General features: G+C 42.5%; 11 protein-coding genes. 10 read left to right on the forward strand and 1 reads right to left on the reverse strand.

Annotation, left to right across the window (positions count from 1 at the left end):
• Positions 1-2,372: LPXTG cell wall anchor domain-containing protein (locus FJR73_RS10305; protein ID WP_258190657.1), on the forward strand; the 2,372-nt coding region annotated here is incomplete at its 5' end.
• Positions 2,373-2,485: 113 nt separating this feature from the next.
• On the opposite strand, the gene FJR73_RS01040 is transcribed toward FJR73_RS10305, so the two are convergent.
• Complete coding sequence (locus tag FJR73_RS01040; RefSeq protein ID WP_140832812.1) at positions 2,486-4,582, reverse strand: GH92 family glycosyl hydrolase; 2,097 nt, start codon at positions 4,580-4,582, stop codon at positions 2,486-2,488.
• 170 nt (positions 4,583-4,752) lie between these two features.
• Between FJR73_RS01040 and FJR73_RS01045 the strand changes: the two genes are divergently transcribed.
• The 9 genes from FJR73_RS01045 (at position 4,753) to FJR73_RS01090 (ending at position 18,152) form a co-directional block, all read left to right on the forward strand.
• Positions 4,753-6,033 (forward strand): glycoside hydrolase family 125 protein, encoded by a 1,281-nt coding sequence (locus tag FJR73_RS01045; protein ID WP_140832814.1) that lies wholly within the window; start codon positions 4,753-4,755, stop codon positions 6,031-6,033.
• 196 nt (positions 6,034-6,229) lie between these two features.
• Positions 6,230-8,875, forward strand: coding sequence for an alpha-mannosidase (locus FJR73_RS01055; protein ID WP_140832816.1), 2,646 nt, complete (start codon positions 6,230-6,232; stop codon positions 8,873-8,875).
• 83 nt (positions 8,876-8,958) lie between these two features.
• Positions 8,959-9,828: an ROK family protein gene (locus tag FJR73_RS01060; protein ID WP_181146578.1), complete on the forward strand. Its 870-nt coding sequence runs from the start codon at positions 8,959-8,961 to the stop codon at positions 9,826-9,828.
• The gene (locus FJR73_RS01065) at positions 9,822-11,702 is read left to right on the forward strand and encodes a beta-N-acetylhexosaminidase (RefSeq protein WP_140832820.1); all 1,881 of its coding nucleotides are present in this window, start codon (positions 9,822-9,824) and stop codon (positions 11,700-11,702) included. Before FJR73_RS01060 ends, FJR73_RS01065 begins: the two co-directional genes overlap by 7 nt.
• A gap of 207 nt (positions 11,703-11,909) precedes the next feature.
• Positions 11,910-12,839: a sugar ABC transporter permease gene (locus tag FJR73_RS01070; protein ID WP_001032151.1), complete on the forward strand. Its 930-nt coding sequence runs from the start codon at positions 11,910-11,912 to the stop codon at positions 12,837-12,839.
• Between the two features lie 13 nt (positions 12,840-12,852).
• Positions 12,853-13,776, forward strand: coding sequence for a carbohydrate ABC transporter permease (locus tag FJR73_RS01075; RefSeq protein ID WP_140832823.1), 924 nt, complete (start codon positions 12,853-12,855; stop codon positions 13,774-13,776).
• A 103-nt stretch (positions 13,777-13,879) separates the two neighbouring features.
• Entirely contained in the window at positions 13,880-15,364 is a 1,485-nt protein-coding gene (locus tag FJR73_RS01080) for an ABC transporter substrate-binding protein (RefSeq protein WP_140832825.1), read from the forward strand.
• Positions 15,365-15,775: 411 nt separating this feature from the next.
• Positions 15,776-16,969 (forward strand): OFA family MFS transporter, encoded by a 1,194-nt coding sequence (locus FJR73_RS01085; protein ID WP_140832827.1) that lies wholly within the window; start codon positions 15,776-15,778, stop codon positions 16,967-16,969.
• A 196-nt stretch (positions 16,970-17,165) separates the two neighbouring features.
• Positions 17,166-18,152 carry a rhodanese-related sulfurtransferase gene (locus FJR73_RS01090; RefSeq protein ID WP_140832829.1) on the forward strand — a complete coding sequence of 329 codons (987 nt, stop codon included), beginning with the start codon at positions 17,166-17,168 and terminating at the stop codon, positions 18,150-18,152.
• The last annotated feature ends 6 nt before the right edge of the window (positions 18,153-18,158 follow it).

Consider the following 18,158-nt stretch of genomic DNA (forward strand, 5'->3'; position numbering starts at 1 on the left):
CTGCAACTAAACCAAATGCAGGCAACGACATCGTTAAACCAGCAGATAAGACAGCAGTTAAAGATCCAGCTAACTTAACTCCAGAAGAGAAGAAAGCGATCGAAGATAAAGTTAAAGCTGTAAACCCAGGTGCAACAGTAGTTGTAGATGATAAAGGAAATGCGACAGTCACAACCCCAGAAGGTAAGACAGCCGTAATTCCAGCAGCAGACTTGACGAAAGATCCAGAAACTGCAACTAAACCAAATGCAGGTAACGACATCGTTAAACCAGCAGATAAGACAGCAGTTAAAGATCCAGCTAACTTAACTCCAGAAGAGAAGAAAGCGATCGAAGATAAAGTTAAAGCTGTAAACCCAGGTGCAACAGTAGTTGTAGATGATAAAGGAAATGCGACAGTTACAACTCCAGAAGGTAAGACAGCCGTAATTCCAGCAACAGACTTGACTAAGTCACCAGCAGACGCAGCTAAAGCAAATGCAGGAAATACAGTAAACACACCAGCAGCTAAGGTAGAAGTTAAAGATCCAGCCAAATTAACAGATGAAGAAAAAGCTAAAGTTAAGGAAGCAATTGAGGCAGTAAACCCAGGATCTAAAGTTGTAGTAGACGATAAAGGAAACGCAACAGTCACAACCCCAGAAGGTGATGTAGTAGTAATTCCAACAACAGACTTAACTAAATCACCAGCAGACGCAGGTAAAGCAAATGCAGGAAATGCAGTAAACACACCAGCAGCTAAGGTAGAAGTTAAAGATCCAGCCAAATTAACAGATGAAGAAAAAGCTAAAGTTAAGAAAGCAGTAGAGGATGTAAACCCAGGATCTAAAGTTGTAGTAGACGATAAAGGAAACACAACAGTCACAACCTCAGAAGGTAAGACAGCAACCATTCCAGCAGCAGATGTAACTAAGTCAGCAGCAGATGCAGGTAAAGCAAATGCAGGAAATGCAGTAAACACACCAGCAGCTAAGGTAGAAGTTAAAGATCCAGCTAACTTAACAGACGCTGAGAAGAAAGCAATCGAAGACAAAGTTAAAGCTGTAAATCCAGGATCTAAAGTTGTAGTAGACGATAAAGGAAACGTAACAGTTACAACTCCAGAAGGTAAAACAGCAACCATTCCAGCAGCAGATGTAACTAAGTCAGCAGCAGACGCAGGTAAAGCAAATGCAGGAAATGGAGCAAACACACCAGCAACTAAGACAGTAGTAAAAGATCCAGCTAAGTTAACAGATGAAGAAAAAGCAAAAGTTAAGAAAGCAGTAGAGGATGTAAACCCAGGATCAACTGTAGTAGTAAATGATAAAGGTGATGTAATCGTTACTAAAGGTGATGGAACAGTATTAGTAATCCCAGAACTTGACTTAGTAATTCCAGAAGATAAATTAACTGATCCAACTCAACAAAATGGTGTGAACACACCAGCAACTAGAGTGTTAGTTGGAGATAAAGCTAAATTAACAGCTGATGAAATTGAAAAAGTTAAAGAATCAATTAAAGCAGTCAACCCAGGATCAACTGTAGTAGTAGACGATAAAGGAAACGCAACAGTTACAACCCCAGAAGGTAAGACAGCAACAATTCCAGCAGCTCAATTAGTTAAAGATGCTAAAGATGTTGCAGCTAAGAACAATGGTGAAAACATCAATGTTGACTTCGAAAAAGAAACAGTAGCAGACTTCAATAACTTAACGGATGCAGAAAAAGAAGCTGCAAAAGCTAAGATTAAAGGAGCAAATGCTGATGTAGTAGAAGTTATCTTCGACAAAGCAGGAAATGCAACTGTAATTACTAAAGATGGTAAAGTTTACACAATCGTAGCTAAAGATATCTTCAAACAACGTCCATATGTACCATCAAATGGTGGCGGCAATAACAGTGGTAACGGTAACGGAACTTCTGGCAATAACGGAGCAACTAACACTGATGCAAAAGTGGATAAAGCGAAGTTAGAAGGTGCTATTCGTCAATTAGATGAATTAATCGTTAAAGAATCAGCTAAGCTTGATGCAGAAACTGCAAAAGAAGCGAATGCATTATTAGCAGATGCTAAGAAAGTATTTGCCAATGCAGACGCAAGTCAAGCAGAAGTGGATGCAATGGTTAAACGTATCGAAGGCTTTATGGCGAAAGTTGCTTCATCAACTGATCATGCAACTCCAGCTAACGACCAAGCTGCTCAAACACCAGCTGTAGATACAGCTACTACTCAAGCAGCATCAGCACAAGCAAATGCGCGTAAAGTAGCTAAAGAATTGCCAAATACAGGTACAGCAGATTCTACTGTAGCTATGGTAGCAGCTGCAGCAAGTGCATTACTTGGTCTTGGTCTTGCAGGTCGTCGTCGTAAAGAAGACGAAGAAGCTTAATTGGTAGATTGTTTGATAAACATCAGATGATAAATCCGATTTTCAAAGCTTAAACAAGTACCTCTCACAAGAAAATCTCCTAGCAGGAAAGCCTGCTAGGAGATTTTTGCATTTTAGGAAGTGGACGGTTGACTTGGTAACCAGCTAAGGGTGAAGGTTAGTTGCTCAGCTTTTAAGAGGTCTTGGTGTTGAATACTAGTTATAGAGGTATTATCTAGTCTACATTCTTTTACAAAGTTAAAATGGCTGTGGTTTTGTTTAGTATGGATATCCAGCCATTTATCTTCTTTAGCCAGATAGATTCGGAGGTGGTCAAAGAGAGGGATTCCGAGGTCATAGCTTGGTTTTCCTGGACAGGTCGGATAAAAACCGAGAGCTGACCAGATGTACCAGGCCGAGAGACTGCCGTTATCCTCATCGCCAGGATAGGCTTCCCAACTTGGATGAAAAGCTTTTTGACGGAGAGTCTTGATGAGAAGGGCAGTGTAGTCAGGGTAATTGCTGTAGCGGAAGAGATAAGGAATGTGGAAACTCGGCTGGTTGGAAATGGCGAGTTGCCCAAAAGGAGCAGTAGCCATCTCGCTCATTTCGTGAATCTCGTAGCCATAGCCTGTTGTCTCAAAGAGAGGAGCCTCCTGACAGGCTTTTAAAAGATAGTTGCTAAAGGCTTCTTTTCCACCCATAAGTTGGATCAAACCTGGGATGTCGTGGAGGACACCTAGGGTTGCTTGAATGGCTGAACATTCGGCATAATCACGTCCCCAACTATAAGGAGAGAAGTCAGGGCGGAAGTTGCCTTGACCATCACGCGCTCGCATGTAACCTGTCTCAGCATCAAATAGATGGCGGTAATTTTGTGACGCAGTTCTATAAGTTTCCGCGATGTCATTCTGACCGAGTTTTTCGGCACAGCTGGCGATACAAAAGTCACTATAGGCGTAGTCTAGGGTATGGCTAACACTTTCGTGGTGGTCGGTAGAGAGGTAGCCCAGTTCTTGGTATTGGGCTAGTCCGTGGCGACCATTGATGCCGAGAGGGTCGGACTTGGTGGCTGTTTCAAGCATGGCTTGGAGGAGTTCTTCTTCTAGGTCGGTGGCCATGTCCTTGCAGGCGCTATCTGCGATAATGCCGTCTAAAAGGGTACCTGGCATCATACCCCGTTCATCTGGAGCCAACCATTTTGGAAGGAATCCAGTATCACGATAGATATTGAGAAAGCCTTCTAAAAAGCGGTGATAGTGCTCCGGTATGATAAGGGCAAAGAGGGGGAATGTGGTGCGGAAGGTATCCCAGAAACCATTGTTGCTGAAGAGGACACCAGGCTTGACAGTTCCAGTAGCCAGATCCTTGTGGATGGCGTGCCCTGATTCGTCAACCTCATAAAAAGTCTGAGGAAAGAGGAAGAGTCTGTAGAGGCAGTGGTCAAAGAAGGTTCGGTCAGCCTCTCCTGTCTCTATAATATCAAAACGATGGAGGAGATTTTCCCAATCTTTTTGTGCACTTGCTTTGCAGTTATCGAAGTCTTGTTGAGGTAGATTAAGCAGTGCTTGAGAAGGAGAGATGAAAGAAGTCGCTAGCTGAATTTCAGCATGACTATCTGACAGGTCGATTCGCCAGTCTCCACCTTCTTGGCTAATAGCAAGAATATCCGTATTCATTTGCAGGACTGTGAACATCGTTAGTGGATTTTTGTTGGTTTCAGTTTTTCCCTCTTGTCGCAGGGCAAGAGTTCGCTTATCTACTTGATCCATGGTCAGTTCCTCTGCTGCGTGAAGATAGAGGGAGAGGGCTTTGCCTTGCTTTTGCTCCAAACGAATAGAAGCACCGTAGCAAGTCGGTGTGAGCTGGGTTTCAATCTGATAGCGCAGGGAGAAAATCTTCAGATAATGAGGTTGGAAAGAGGCCTTATCCATATCATAGGAAGACTGACGATGGAAGAGACTGTCTCCACCCAGTTGGCCTGTGACAGGTGTCAGAAGGATCCAAGAGTAGTCCCCAATCCAAGGACTGGGCTGGTGGGTTAATCGAATCCCCTGAAAGATAGGCAGATGTGGATCAAAAAACCAAGATCCATCCTGGTCACTGGTCTGGGGCACAAAGTAATTCATCCCGAAAGGGACGCCCGTATAAGGCAGAGTATTTCCCCGAGAAAAGGCATGCTTGCTGGCGGTCCCCAAGCGAGTATCGATGGTTTCAAGTAGTGGTTTCATAGTCTTTCCTTTAGCTGTTTTTCTACATTATATCAGAAAAAGAGGGTCTTTAGAAAAGGAGTTTTAAAGATAACTATTTTGTAGAAAAATGACTATCATTTGTGTATGTATTTTCTGCCTTAAAAGCTATATACTGAAAATGAAACTTGTTTGAAAGAGGATACTGCACGATGATTTATTCAAAAGAAATTGTTAGAGAATGGCTGGATGAAGTAGCAGAACGTGCTAAGGACCATCCAGAGTGGGTGGATGTCTTTGAGCGTTGCTATACAGACACCTTGGACAATACGGTTGAAATCCTAGAAGATGGTTCAACTTTTGTCTTGACTGGGGATATTCCTGCTATGTGGCTTCGGGATTCGACAGCCCAACTCAGACCCTACCTTCATGTGGCTAAAAGAGATGACCTCCTGCGTCAGACCATTGCTGGTTTGGTCAAACGTCAGATGACCTTGGTACTCAAGGATCCTTATGCCAACTCATTTAACATTGAGGAAAACTGGAAGGGGCACCACGAGACTGACCATACAGACCTTAATGGATGGATTTGGGAACGCAAGTACGAAGTGGACTCTCTTTGCTATCCTTTGCAGTTGGCTTATCTCCTTTGGAAAGAGACTGGCGAGACTAGTCAGTTTGATGAAACTTTTGTTGCAGCGACTAAGAAGATTCTCCATCTTTGGACGGTAGAACAGGACCACAAGAACTCTCCTTATCGTTTTGTTCGTGATACCGATCGTAAGGAAGACACTTTGGTAAATGATGGCTTTGGACCTGATTTTGCAGTGACAGGTATGACTTGGTCAGCTTTTCGTCCGAGCGATGACTGCTGTCAGTATAGTTACTTGATTCCGTCCAATATGTTTGCAGTAGTAGTCTTGGGTTACGTGCAAGAAATCTTTGCAAAATTAGACCTAGCTGATAGCGAGAGTATTATTGCTGATGCTAAGCGTCTCCAGTCTGAAATCCAAGAAGGAATCGAAAACTACGCTTACACCACCAATAGTAAGGGTGAAAAGATTTACGCCTTTGAAGTGGATGGCTTGGGAAATGCTAGCATCATGGATGATCCAAACGTACCAAGTTTACTGGCTGCGCCGTATCTGGGCTATTGCGACATTGAAGACGAAGTGTATCAAGCAACTCGTCGCACTATTTTGAGCCCAGAAAATCCCTACTTCTACCAAGGAGAATATGCTAGTGGTCTCGGAAGTTCTCATACCTTCTATCGCTATATCTGGCCAATTGCTCTTTCTATCCAAGGCTTGACAACAAGAGATAAGGCAGAGAAGAAATTCTTGCTGGATCAGCTGGTTGCTTGCGATGGTGGGACAGGTGTCATGCATGAAAGCTTCCACGTGGACGACCCAACTCTCTACTCTCGTGAATGGTTCTCCTGGGCCAACATGATGTTCTGTGAGTTAGTCTTGGATTACCTGGATATCCGCTAATACTCTTCGAAAATCAAATTCAAACCACGTCAGCTTCGCCTTGCCGTACTCAAGTACAGCCTGCGGCTAGCTTCCTAGTTTGCTCTTTGATTTTCATTGAGTATAAGGAGCTCGCTTTAGTTTCACCGATTCGTGTCAGAATCACACCTTTACATTTAAAACGTTAAAATTTAAATTTAGAATGAGGTTTTACTTCATGGAAAATGTTGTTGTACATATTATCTCACATAGTCACTGGGATCGTGAGTGGTACTTGCCTTTTGAAAGCCACCGTATGCAGTTGGTGGAATTATTTGACAATCTCTTTGATCTCTTTGAAAATGATCCTGAATTCAAGAGCTTCCACTTGGATGGTCAAACCATTGTCCTTGATGACTACTTGGAGATTCGCCCTGAAAATCGCGACAAAGTTCAACGCTACATTGACGAAGGAAAATTGAAAATTGGTCCCTTTTACATTCTGCAGGATGATTACTTGATTTCAAGTGAAGCCAATGTCCGCAATACCTTGATTGGCCAAGCAGAAGCTGCAAAATGGGGCAAATCAACCCAGATTGGTTACTTCCCAGATACCTTTGGAAATATGGGGCAAGCGCCTCAAATCCTTCAAAAATCAGGCATTCACGTAGCAGCCTTTGGTCGTGGTGTGAAGCCGATTGGATTTGACAACCAAGTCCTCGAAGATGAGCAGTTTACTTCTCAGTTTTCAGAAATGTACTGGCAGGGTGCGGATGGTAGTCGTGTCCTCGGTATCCTCTTTGCCAACTGGTACAGTAACGGGAATGAAATTCCAGTTGATAAAGATGAGGCCTTGACCTTCTGGAAACAAAAATTGTCAGATGTGCGTGCCTACGCTTCGACTAACCAATGGTTGATGATGAACGGCTGTGACCACCAGCCTGTACAGAAAAATCTGAGCGAAGCCATTCGTGTGGCAAATGAACTCTTCCCAGATGTAACCTTTGTTCATAGTTCCTTTGATGAATATGTTCAAGCTGTGGAAGGTGCCCTTCCTGAACACTTATCAACGGTTACAGGTGAGTTGACCAGTCAGGAAACAGACGGCTGGTACACACTTGCCAATACTTCTTCATCACGTATTTATCTCAAACAAGCCTTCCAGGAAAATAGTAATCTGCTAGAACAAGTGGTAGAACCCTTGACCGTCATTACTGGTGGACATAACCACAAGGACCAGTTGACCTATGCTTGGAAAACACTTTTGCAGAATGCGCCGCATGATAGTATCTGTGGCTGTAGCGTGGACGAAGTTCACCGTGAGATGGAGACACGTTTTGCCAAGGTCAACCAAGTCGGAAACTTTGTTAAGAGCAACTTGCTCAATGAGTGGAAGGGTAAAATTGCTACGGCTAAGGCTCAAAGTGATCACCTCTTTACGGTTATTAACACAGGCTTGCATGATAAGGTCGATACGGTTAGTACAGTAATTGATGTGGTGACTTGTGATTTCAAGGAATTGCACCCAACAGAAGGTTACAAGAAGATGGCTGCTCTTACCTTGCCAAGCTACCGTGTGGAGGACTTGGATGGTCGTCCTTTAGAGGCTAAAATCGAAGACCTCGGAGCTAATTTTGAGTACGATTTACCAAAAGATAAGTTCCGCCAAGCTCGTATCGCTCGCCAAGTGCGCGTGACCATTCCAGTTCACCTAGCGCCACTTTCTTGGACAACCTTCCAATTGCTGGAAGGAGAACAAGAACACCGCGACGGTATTTACCAAAACGGAGTGATTGATACGCCATTTGTAACGGTGAGTATGGATGACAACATTACAGTCTATGACAAGACAACTCACGAAGCTTACGAAGACTTTATCCGCTTCGAAGACCGTGGGGACATCGGAAACGAGTATATCTATTTCCAACCAAAAGGCACAGAGCCAATCTATGCAGAGCTTAAGGGTTACGAGGTCTTGGAAAACACAGCTCGCTACGCTAAGATTTTGCTCAAACATGAATTGACTGTGCCTATCAGTGCCGATAAAAAGCTAGAAGAAGAGCAAAAAGGCATTATCGAGTTTATGAAGCGTGAGGCTGGACGGTCAGAAGAATTGACAAGCATTCCTCTTGAAACTGAGTTGACTGTCTTTGTTGACAATCCACAAATCCGCTTCAAGACTCGCTTTACTAACACTGCTAAAGACCACCGTATCCGTCTCTTGGTCAAGACTCATAACACGCGTCCAAGCAATGATTCCGAAAGCATCTATGAAGTGGTGACACGACCAAACAAACCAGCGGCTTCATGGGAAAATCCTGAAAATCCTCAACACCAACAAGCCTTTGTCAGTCTGTATGACGATGAAAAAGGTGTGACTGTATCCAACAAGGGATTGAATGAATACGAAATCCTTAGAGACGACACCATTGCCGTGACTATTTTGCGTGCATCAGGTGAATTGGGTGACTGGGGCTACTTCCCAACACCAGAAGCTCAGTGCTTGCGTGAGTTTGAAGTCGAATTTGCGATTGAATGCCACCAAGCCCAAGAACGCTTTTCAGCCTATCGTCGTGCTAAAGCCTTGCAGACACCATTTACTAGCCTTCAGCTTGCTAAACAAGAAGGAAGCGTGGCTGCGACTGGTAGCCTCTTGAGCCATTCTGTTCTCAGCATACCGCAAATCTGTCCAACAGCCTTTAAGGTATCTGAAAATGAAGAAGGCTATGTTCTTCGTTACTACAATATGTGTAGTGAAAATGTACGTGTACCGGAAAGTCAACATCTCTTCCTTGACCTACTTGAACGACCATACCCAGTTCATAGAGGCCTCATTTCACCACAAGAGATTCGTACAGAATTCATCAAAAAAGAAGAAATTTAATTTCAAAAAGTAAACATAAAGAGAAAGGAGGGGCGAAAAGGTAAGAACTAACTGCTGATTCGCCCCTTTTTATGGTAAAAACAATGACTATTGCAACGATTGATATCGGAGGGACTGGGATTAAGTTTGCCAGTCTGACTCCTGATGGGAAAATACTGAATAAGACAAGCATTCCAACGCCTGAAAGTTTGGAGGATTTACTAGCTTGGTTAGATCAGTGCTTGTCAGAGCAGGATTACAGTGGGATTGCTATGAGCGTTCCAGGCGCGGTCAATCAAGAGACAGGTGTGATTGATGGCTTCAGTGCGGTGCCCTACATCCACGGATTTTCTTGGTATGAGGCGCTTAGCTCTTATCAGATTCCTGTCCATCTGGAAAATGATGCCAACTGCGTTGGACTCAGTGAATTACTGGCTCATCCAGAACTTGAAAATGCAGCCTGTGTCGTGATTGGGACAGGGATTGGCGGAGCCATGATTATCAATGGCAGACTTCACCGAGGTCGCCACGGCCTGGGTGGAGAATTTGGCTACATGACCACCCTTGCCCCTGCTGAAAAGCTCAACAACTGGTCGCAACTAGCGTCAACTGGAAATATGGTGCGATACGTGATTGAAAAATCTGGTCAGACTGATTGGGACGGTCGCAAGATTTACCAAGAGGCCGCAGCAGGAAATGACCTTTGCCAAGAAGCCATTGAGCGCATGAACCGTAATCTGGCGCAAGGCTTGCTCAATATTCAGTATCTCATCGATCCAGATGTCATTAGTCTGGGAGGCTCTATCAGTCAGAATCCCGACTTTATCCAAGGTGTTCAAAAAGCTGTCGATGAATTTGTCGAAACCTACGAAGAATACACGGTCGCACCAGTTATCCAAGCCTGCACCTATCATGCAGATGCCAATCTCTACGGTGCCCTTGTCAACTGGTTACAGGAGGAAAATCAATGGTAATTTTTACAGGACTTAGTTCCAAACAAACTCAGGCAATCGACTTGCTAACAAAGCATATTTCTTTACCAGATGTGGAAGTATCTGTCGCCCAGTCTGACCAAGCCTCTATCTCTATCAAGGGTGAGGGTGGTCACTATCAATTGACCTACCGCAAACCTTACCAACTCTACCGTGCCTTGTCCCTGTTGGCAACATTCCTAGCAGAAGGTGACAAGGTAGAGATTGAGGAACAAGCAGCTTATGAAGATTTAGCCTATATGGCAGACTGTTCTCGAAATGCGGTGCTGAATGTGGCTTCTGCCAAGCAGGTGATTGAGGTCTTGGCTCTCATGGGCTACTCAACCTTTGAGCTCTACATGGAAGATACCTACCAGATTGAAGGGCAGCCTTACTTTGGCTATTTCCGTGGAGCTTATTCGGCTGAGGAGTTGCAGGAAATCGAAGCCTATGCCCAGCAGTTTGACATGACCTTTGTGCCTTGCATCCAGACCTTGGCCCACTTGTCAGCCTTTGTCAAATGGGGTGTCAAAGAAGTGCAGGAGCTCCGTGATGTAGAGGATATTCTCCTCATTGGCGAAGAAAAGGTTTATAACCTGATTGATGGCATGTTTGCTACTCTATCTAAACTACAAACTCGCAAGGTCAATATTGGGATGGACGAAGCCCACCTGGTTGGTTTGGGACGCTACTTGATTCTGAACGGTGTTGTGGATCGTAGTCTCCTCATGTGCCAACACTTGGAGCGCGTGCTGGATATTGCTGACAAATATGGTTTCCACTGCCAGATGTGGAGCGATATGTTCTTTAAACTTATGTCAGCAGATGGGCAGTACGACCGCGATGTGGAAATCCCAGAGGAAACGCGTGTCTACCTAGACCGTCTCAAAGACCGTGTGACATTGGTTTACTGGGACTATTATCAGGATAGCGAGGAAAAATACAATCGCAACTTCCGCAATCATCATAAGATTAGTCATGACCTTGCCTTTGCAGGTGGTGCTTGGAAGTGGATTGGTTTCACACCCAACAACCATTTCAGCCGTCTAGTAGCTATTGAGGCTAATAAAGCCTGCCGTGCCAATGAGATAAAAGAAGTCATTGTAACGGGTTGGGGGGACAATGGTGGGGAAACTGCCCAATTCTCTGTCCTACCAAGTTTGCAAATCTGGGCAGAACTCAGCTATCGCAATGACCTAGACCGTTTGTCTGCTCATTTCCAGACCAATACAGGTTTATCAGTTGAGGATTTCATGCAGATTGACCTAGCCAACCTCTTGCCAGATCTACCAGGCAATCTCAGTGGGATCAATCCTAACCGCTATGTCTTTTATCAGGATGTTCTCTGTCCGATCCTTGACCGACACATGAAACCTGAACAGGACAAACCGCACTTCGCTCAGGCTGCTGAGACCCTTGCTAACATTAAAGAAAAAGCTGGAAACTATGCCTATCTTTTTGAAACTCAGGCCCAGTTGAACCATATTTTAAGTAGCAAAGTCGATGTGGGACGACGCATTCGTCAGGCTTACCAAACGGATGATAAAGAAAGTCTGCAAGAAATCGCAAGACAAGAATTACCAGAACTCAGAAGCCAAATCGAACACTTCCATGCTCTCTTTAGCCACCAATGGCTGAAAGAAAACAAGGTCTTTGGCTTGGATACAGTTGACATCCGTATGGGCGGACTCTTGCAACGCATCAAGCGAGCAGAAAGTCGTATTGAGGCTTATCTGGCAGGTCAGCTTGACCGTATTGACGAGTTAGAAGTGGAAATCCTGCCATTTACTGACTTCTACGCAGATAAGGATTTCGCAGCTACAACAGCCAACCAGTGGCATACCATCGCGACAGCCTCAACGATTTACACGACTTAGAACAAGAATACTGTGGCTTATGCAGAGTGTTTCTCGTGAAACATCCCTTTCTTCAAAAGTACTCCACATAAAATAATTTGTGGAGTTTTTTCTATAATTAGTAGTTTAACCTAACCTTCAAATAGGAGTATACTAATAATGTAATCGTTATCAAAAGTCTAAAAAGGAATTTTTAGATGGGTATCAAAATAAAAAAGGGAGGAAATTATGAATAAGTTTTCAAAAACCTTGAGAGATAACTGGATCTTTCTCTTGATGGTTTTGCCAGGGGCACTCTGGTTGATTCTATTCTTCTACATTCCAGTATTTGGGAACGTGGTTGCCTTCAAAGACTACCACATGACTAGTAATGGTTTCATAGATAGTATCATGAATAGTAAATGGGTCGGACTCGATAATTTCAGATTCTTATTTAGTTCAAAAGACGCCTTTATTATTACACGAAATACTGTCCTCTACAATCTCGGCTTTATCTTTATTGGTTTAATTGTATCTGTAGGGATTGCCATTATTCTCAGTGAACTCCGTTCTAAGAGAATGGTTAAGATCTTCCAAACTTCCATGTTGTTCCCTTACTTCTTGTCTTGGGTTATCATCAGTTTCTTTACAGATGCCTTCCTAAACATTGATAAAGGGGTGTTCAACCATTTCCTAGAGTCTATCGGAATGAAGGAAATCAATTTCTACGCTGACTTAGGTATCTGGCCATATCTCCTACTTTTCCTAGGTATTTGGAAAGGTTTTGGATATAGCAGTGTCATGTACTATGCAACAATCATGGGAATTGATCCAACCTACTATGAAGCAGCAACGGTGGACGGTGCTAGCAAATGGCAACGAATTCGCAATGTAACCATTCCACAGTTAACACCGTTGGTAACCGTATTGACTATCCTGGCAGTAGGAAATATCTTCCGTGCAGACTTCGGTCTCTTCTACCAAATCCCCCATAATGCTGGTCAGCTTTATAACGTAACCAACGTCTTGGACGTATATGTTTATAATGGTTTGACCCAGACAGCGGATATCGGGATGGCTTCAGCGGCAGGTCTCTACCAATCAGTAGTCGGTTTGCTTTTGGTTATCCTATCAAACTTACTTGCAAGACGAGTTGATCCAAACTCAGCCTTGTTCTAGAAAGGAGGAGAATATGGCAGAAAAGAAAATTAAAAAAGAAAAAATTGATAATGTCGGCATTCACTCCTTCAGTAAGAAAGCAGATATCTTCTTCAGTACCATTTCTGGTTTGATCGCCCTCTCTTGTATCCTACCCTTCGTATTCGTTATCGTTATTTCGGTGACAGATGAAAAGAGTATCCTTCAAAATGGATATAGCTTCTTCCCGTCACAATTTGGATTAGACGGATTTGAGTTCTTGGCACAGTTTAAGGATAAAATCTTACAAGCCCTCTTCATCTCAGTCTTTGTAACCGTAGTTGGGACATTGACAAATGTCTTTATCACAACAACTTATGCTTATGCCATTTCACGGACAACCTTTAAGTACCGCAGATTCTTTACAATCTTCGTTCTACTTAGTATGTTGTTTAACGCTGGTTTGGTACCAGGTTATATCGTGGTCACTCGTTTGCTTCAACTTGGTGATACAGTTTGGGCCTTGATTGTTCCAATGCTTCTCTCACCATTTAACATCATCTTGATGCGTTCCTTCTTTAAGAAGACCATTCCAGAAGCTATTCTAGAATCTGCTCGTATCGATGGTGCCAGTGAAGCACGGATCTTCTTCCAAATCTGTTTGCCATTGTCACTACCAGGTATCGCAACCATCACGCTCTTGACAGCACTTGGTTTCTGGAATGACTGGTTCAACGCCCTTCTTTACATTAAGAGTGACAACTTGTATCCATTACAATATTTGCTCATGCAAATCCAACAAAATATGGACTACATCGCCAAAGCAGTCGGCCTATCTGGTCAACTGGGAGTTGCTCTACCGAAGGAAACAGGACGTATGGCCATGGTTGTGGTCGCAACCCTTCCAATCGCAATTTTGTATCCTTTCTTCCAACGCTACTTTGTAAAAGGTTTGACTATCGGTGGTGTGAAAGAATAGTACTTGTTGAGAAAAAATATTTCTCATTTCCCAACTTCCCTTGTGTGAAGTTAAGATCATTACATTGTTTATAAGTTTAAAAATAAAAAAAGGAGTTTTTATCATGAAAAACTGGAAAAAATATGCTTTTGCATCTGCTAGCGTAGTCGCTTTGGCTGCTGGTCTCGCTGCTTGTGGAAACCTTTCAGGTAACAACAAGAAAGCTGCTGATTCTGCTTCAGGTGAAAAACCTGTTATCAAAATGTACCAAATCGGTGACAAACCAGATAACTTGGATGAATTGCTAGAAAATGCCAACAAAATCATTGGAGAAAAAGTTGGTGCTAAATTGGATATCCAATATCTTGGATGGGGTGACTATGATAAGAAAATGTCAGTTATCACATCATCTGGTGAAAACTACGATATCGCCTTTGCATCTAACTATGTTGTAAATGCTCAAAAAGGTGCTTATGCTGATTTGACTGACTTGTACAAGAAAGAAGGGGCAGAGCTTTACAAAGCACTTGACCCAGCTTACATCAAAGGTAACAGCATCAACGGTAAAATTTACGCAGTTCCAGTTGCAGCCAACGTTGCCTCATCTCAAAACTTCGCCTTCAACGGAACTCTTCTTGCTAAATACGGTATCGATATTTCAGGTGTCACTTCATACGAAACACTTGAACCAGTCTTGAAACAAATCAAAGAGAAAGCTCCAGATGTAGTGCCATTTGCGGTTACTAAGAACTTCATCCCATCTGATAACTTTGACTACCCAGTTCCAAATGGACTTCCATTCGTTATCGACCTTGAAGGAGACACTACTAAGATTGTAAACCGTTACGAAGTGCCTCGTTTCAAAGAACACTTGAAGACTCTTCACAAATTCTATGAAGCTGGATACATTCCAAAAGACGTTGCAACAAGCGATACTTCATTTGACCTTCAACAAGATACTTGGTTCGTTCGTGAAGAAACAGTAGGACCAGCTGACTACGGTAACAGCTTGCTTTCACGTGTTGCTAACAAAGATATCCAAATCAAACCAATTACTAACTTCATCAAGAAAAACCAAACAACACAAGTTGCTAACTTTGTCATCTCAAACAATTCTAAGAACAAAGAAAAATCAATGGAAGTGTTGAACCTCTTGAACACTAACCCAGAACTCTTGAATGGTCTTGTTTATGGTCCAGAAGGCAAGAACTGGGAAAAAATTGCAGGTAAAGAAAACCGTGTTAAAGTCCTTGATGGCTACAAAGGAAACACTCACATGGGTGGATGGAATACTGGTAACAACTGGATTCTTTACATCAACGAAAACGTTACAGACCAACAAATTGCAGATTCTAAGAAACAATTGGCTGAAGCTAAAGAATCTCCAGCGCTTGGATTCATCTTTAACACTGACAATGTGAAATCTGAAATCTCAGCTATCTCTAACACAATGCAACAATTCGATACAGCTATCAACACTGGTACTGTAGACCCAGACAAAGCGATTCCAGAATTGATGGAAAAATTGAAATCTGAAGGTGCCTACGAAAAAGTATTGAACGAAATGCAAAAACAATACGACGAATTCTTGAAAAACAAAAAATCATAAGATCAATTGATTTCGTGTATTCATTCCTAAACATGTTGACACCGCCTCCTCAGGTATTACTAAAGGAGGTGGTGTTTTTGTACTAATGAACAAAGCTATAAGGATAAAATATGAATATAGATTAATTAAATTAATACCTCTATTAGTTTAATTAAGTAGATTTTTAGAATAAAGTAGCTTATAATAAGAGTACAATGAAAGCGCTTAACATTGTGAAAATTCATCTTGTTCTGATTTAAGAGATCTATAGATATAAATTTTTAAGCAGTCGTATATAGATGTATATCATTTACACAGTTCTATATACTTAAAAATTGATACAATGATCAATTTAAACGAGGTAGGTGAAAAATGATAAAAGTTGTTCTTTATTCTTTTTAGGAACAAGAAATTTTACATGAGGTTATTCAAATGAAAAAAACACCCAATCGATGGTTAATTTTGGCAGCAGCCATTTTAACGAATCTATCTCTAGGTGCAGGTTACGCCTGGTCAGTCTTTCAAAAGGCGCTGCTAGAAACCAATGCTAGTCAAGGATGGGTTCAAGCTCAAACTTCTTTGGCCTTTAGTATTTCTTTTGCAATGGTACCTGTTGGTATGATTATTTTCGGTCCTAAGGTTGATTCAGCAGGACCTAAGAAATTTGTATTCCTAGGTGGTATTCTCTTCGGTGCTGGTATGTTTGCTACTGGATTTGCTACTTCTCTTCCAGTCCTTTACCTCACTTACGGGGTTGTCCTAGGACTTGGTATTGGTTCAGCTTATGGAGCATCTACTTCAGTTGCCACTAAGTGGTTCCCAGATAAAAAAGGTTTAGCTGGTGGTTTGACAGCAGCAGGTTTCGGGTTAGGCCCGCTCATTATCGGTCCAGTTGCCAAAGCTTTGATTGCTTCTATGGGGGTTTACTCAACATTCAAAGTATTGGGTATCATTCTTCTAATTGTTATTTGCACTTCTTCATTGGTAATGGAGAAAGCTCCTGCAGCAGCGCCGGCATCTGGAGCATCTCAACCAGAAGGTAAAACTTACAAAGAAATGCTTCGTGATGGAAATTACTGGCTTCTATGGTTGATTTACGTTCTTGGTGCTACTGGTGGAATGATGATTATCGGTACTGCAGCATCAATTTCTGACCAGTATAAACTTGTAGGAGAAGCTACACTCTTCGTTATGCTGGTATCTATCGCTAATACATTTGGTCGTATCTTCTGGGGTACGGTATCTGATAAGATTGGTCGCTATCCTACTGTTATTGCCATGTTTGGAGCGGTTGCTACTGGTTTGTTGCTCACAGCTTTATTCAAAGGTCCTGGAAGCATCTTGGCCATCCTTGGAATTATGATGGTTGCCTTGTCATTTGGAGGCTTTCTAGGTTCATTCCCAGGAATTACTGCTGAAAACTGGGGAGTTACATACGTAGGGACAAACTATGGATGGATGTTTACTGCTTATGGCGTAGCTGCTATTGCTGGTCCTCAGTTAGGAGCACGTCTTGCACAGGCAAACCAAGGAGATTATACAATGGCCTTCTTTATCGTTATCGGCATGGCTATCCTTGGTATTCTACTCCAACTGTTCTATATGGCTAAAGTTAAAAAAGTTTAAAAATGAATCCTTGGAAAATCCAAGGATTTTTTAAAATATAATTGATACTAAGTGTAGTGTACAAGAAATTTTTTTCTAAATTGAAATATAGCAATTTCCAGTCAAATAAATTGCATTCGTTTTCTTAAGCAGGTATACTAGTATGGATAAATAAAAAAATTTAGAAAATTTAAGAATAGAAAAGAGAACAAATCTTATGGCAAAAGATATTCGTGTCTTACTTTACTACCTTTATACTCCAATTGAAAATGCAGAGCAATTTGCTGCAGACCACTTGGCTTTCTGTAAATCAATCGGTCTTAAAGGCCGTATCCTAGTCGCTGACGAGGGAATTAACGGGACAGTTTCAGGTGACTATGAAACAACTCAAAAATACATGGACTACGTGCACAGCCTCCCAGGTATGGAAGACCTCTGGTTCAAGATTGACGAAGAAAATGAACAAGCCTTCAAGAAGATGTTTGTTCGCTACAAGAAAGAAATTGTCCACCTTGGTTTGGAAGACAACGACTTTGACAACGACATCAACCCACTTGAAACAACAGGTGCTTACTTGTCTCCAAAAGAGTTCAAAGAAGCTCTTCTTGACGAAGATACAGTCGTTCTTGACACACGTAACGATTATGAGTATGACCTCGGACATTTCCGTGGGGCTATCCGCCCAGATATCCGCAACTTCCGTGAGTTGCCACAGTGGGTTCGTGATAACAAAGAAAAATTCATGGACAAGCGCGTCGTGGTTTACTGTACAGGTGGTGTTCGCTGTGAGAAATTCTCAGGCTGGATGGTCCGTGAAGGCTACAAGGATGTTGGCCAATTGCACGGAGGAATCGCAACTTACGGTAAAGACCCAGAAGTCCAAGGTGAGCTTTGGGATGGGAAAATGTACGTCTTTGACGAGCGTATTGCAGTAGATGTTAACCATGTCAACCCAACCATCGTAGGGAAAGACTGGTTTGATGGAACACCATGTGAACGTTATGTCAACTGTGGAAATCCATTCTGTAACCGTCGTATCTTGACATCAGAAGAAAATGAAGACAAGTACCTTCGTGGATGCTCACACGAGTGCCGTGTTCACCCGCGTAACCGCTATGTTTTAGAAAATGAATTGACACAAGCAGAAGTTGTCGAGCGCCTAGCCGCTATTGGTGAAATCTTGGATCAAGCAGTTACTGTATAATATCAA

The sequence above is a fragment of the Streptococcus sp. D2 genome (genome assembly GCF_006385825.1).
In the GTDB taxonomy this organism is placed as follows: Bacteria; Bacillota; Bacilli; order Lactobacillales; family Streptococcaceae; genus Streptococcus; species Streptococcus shenyangsis.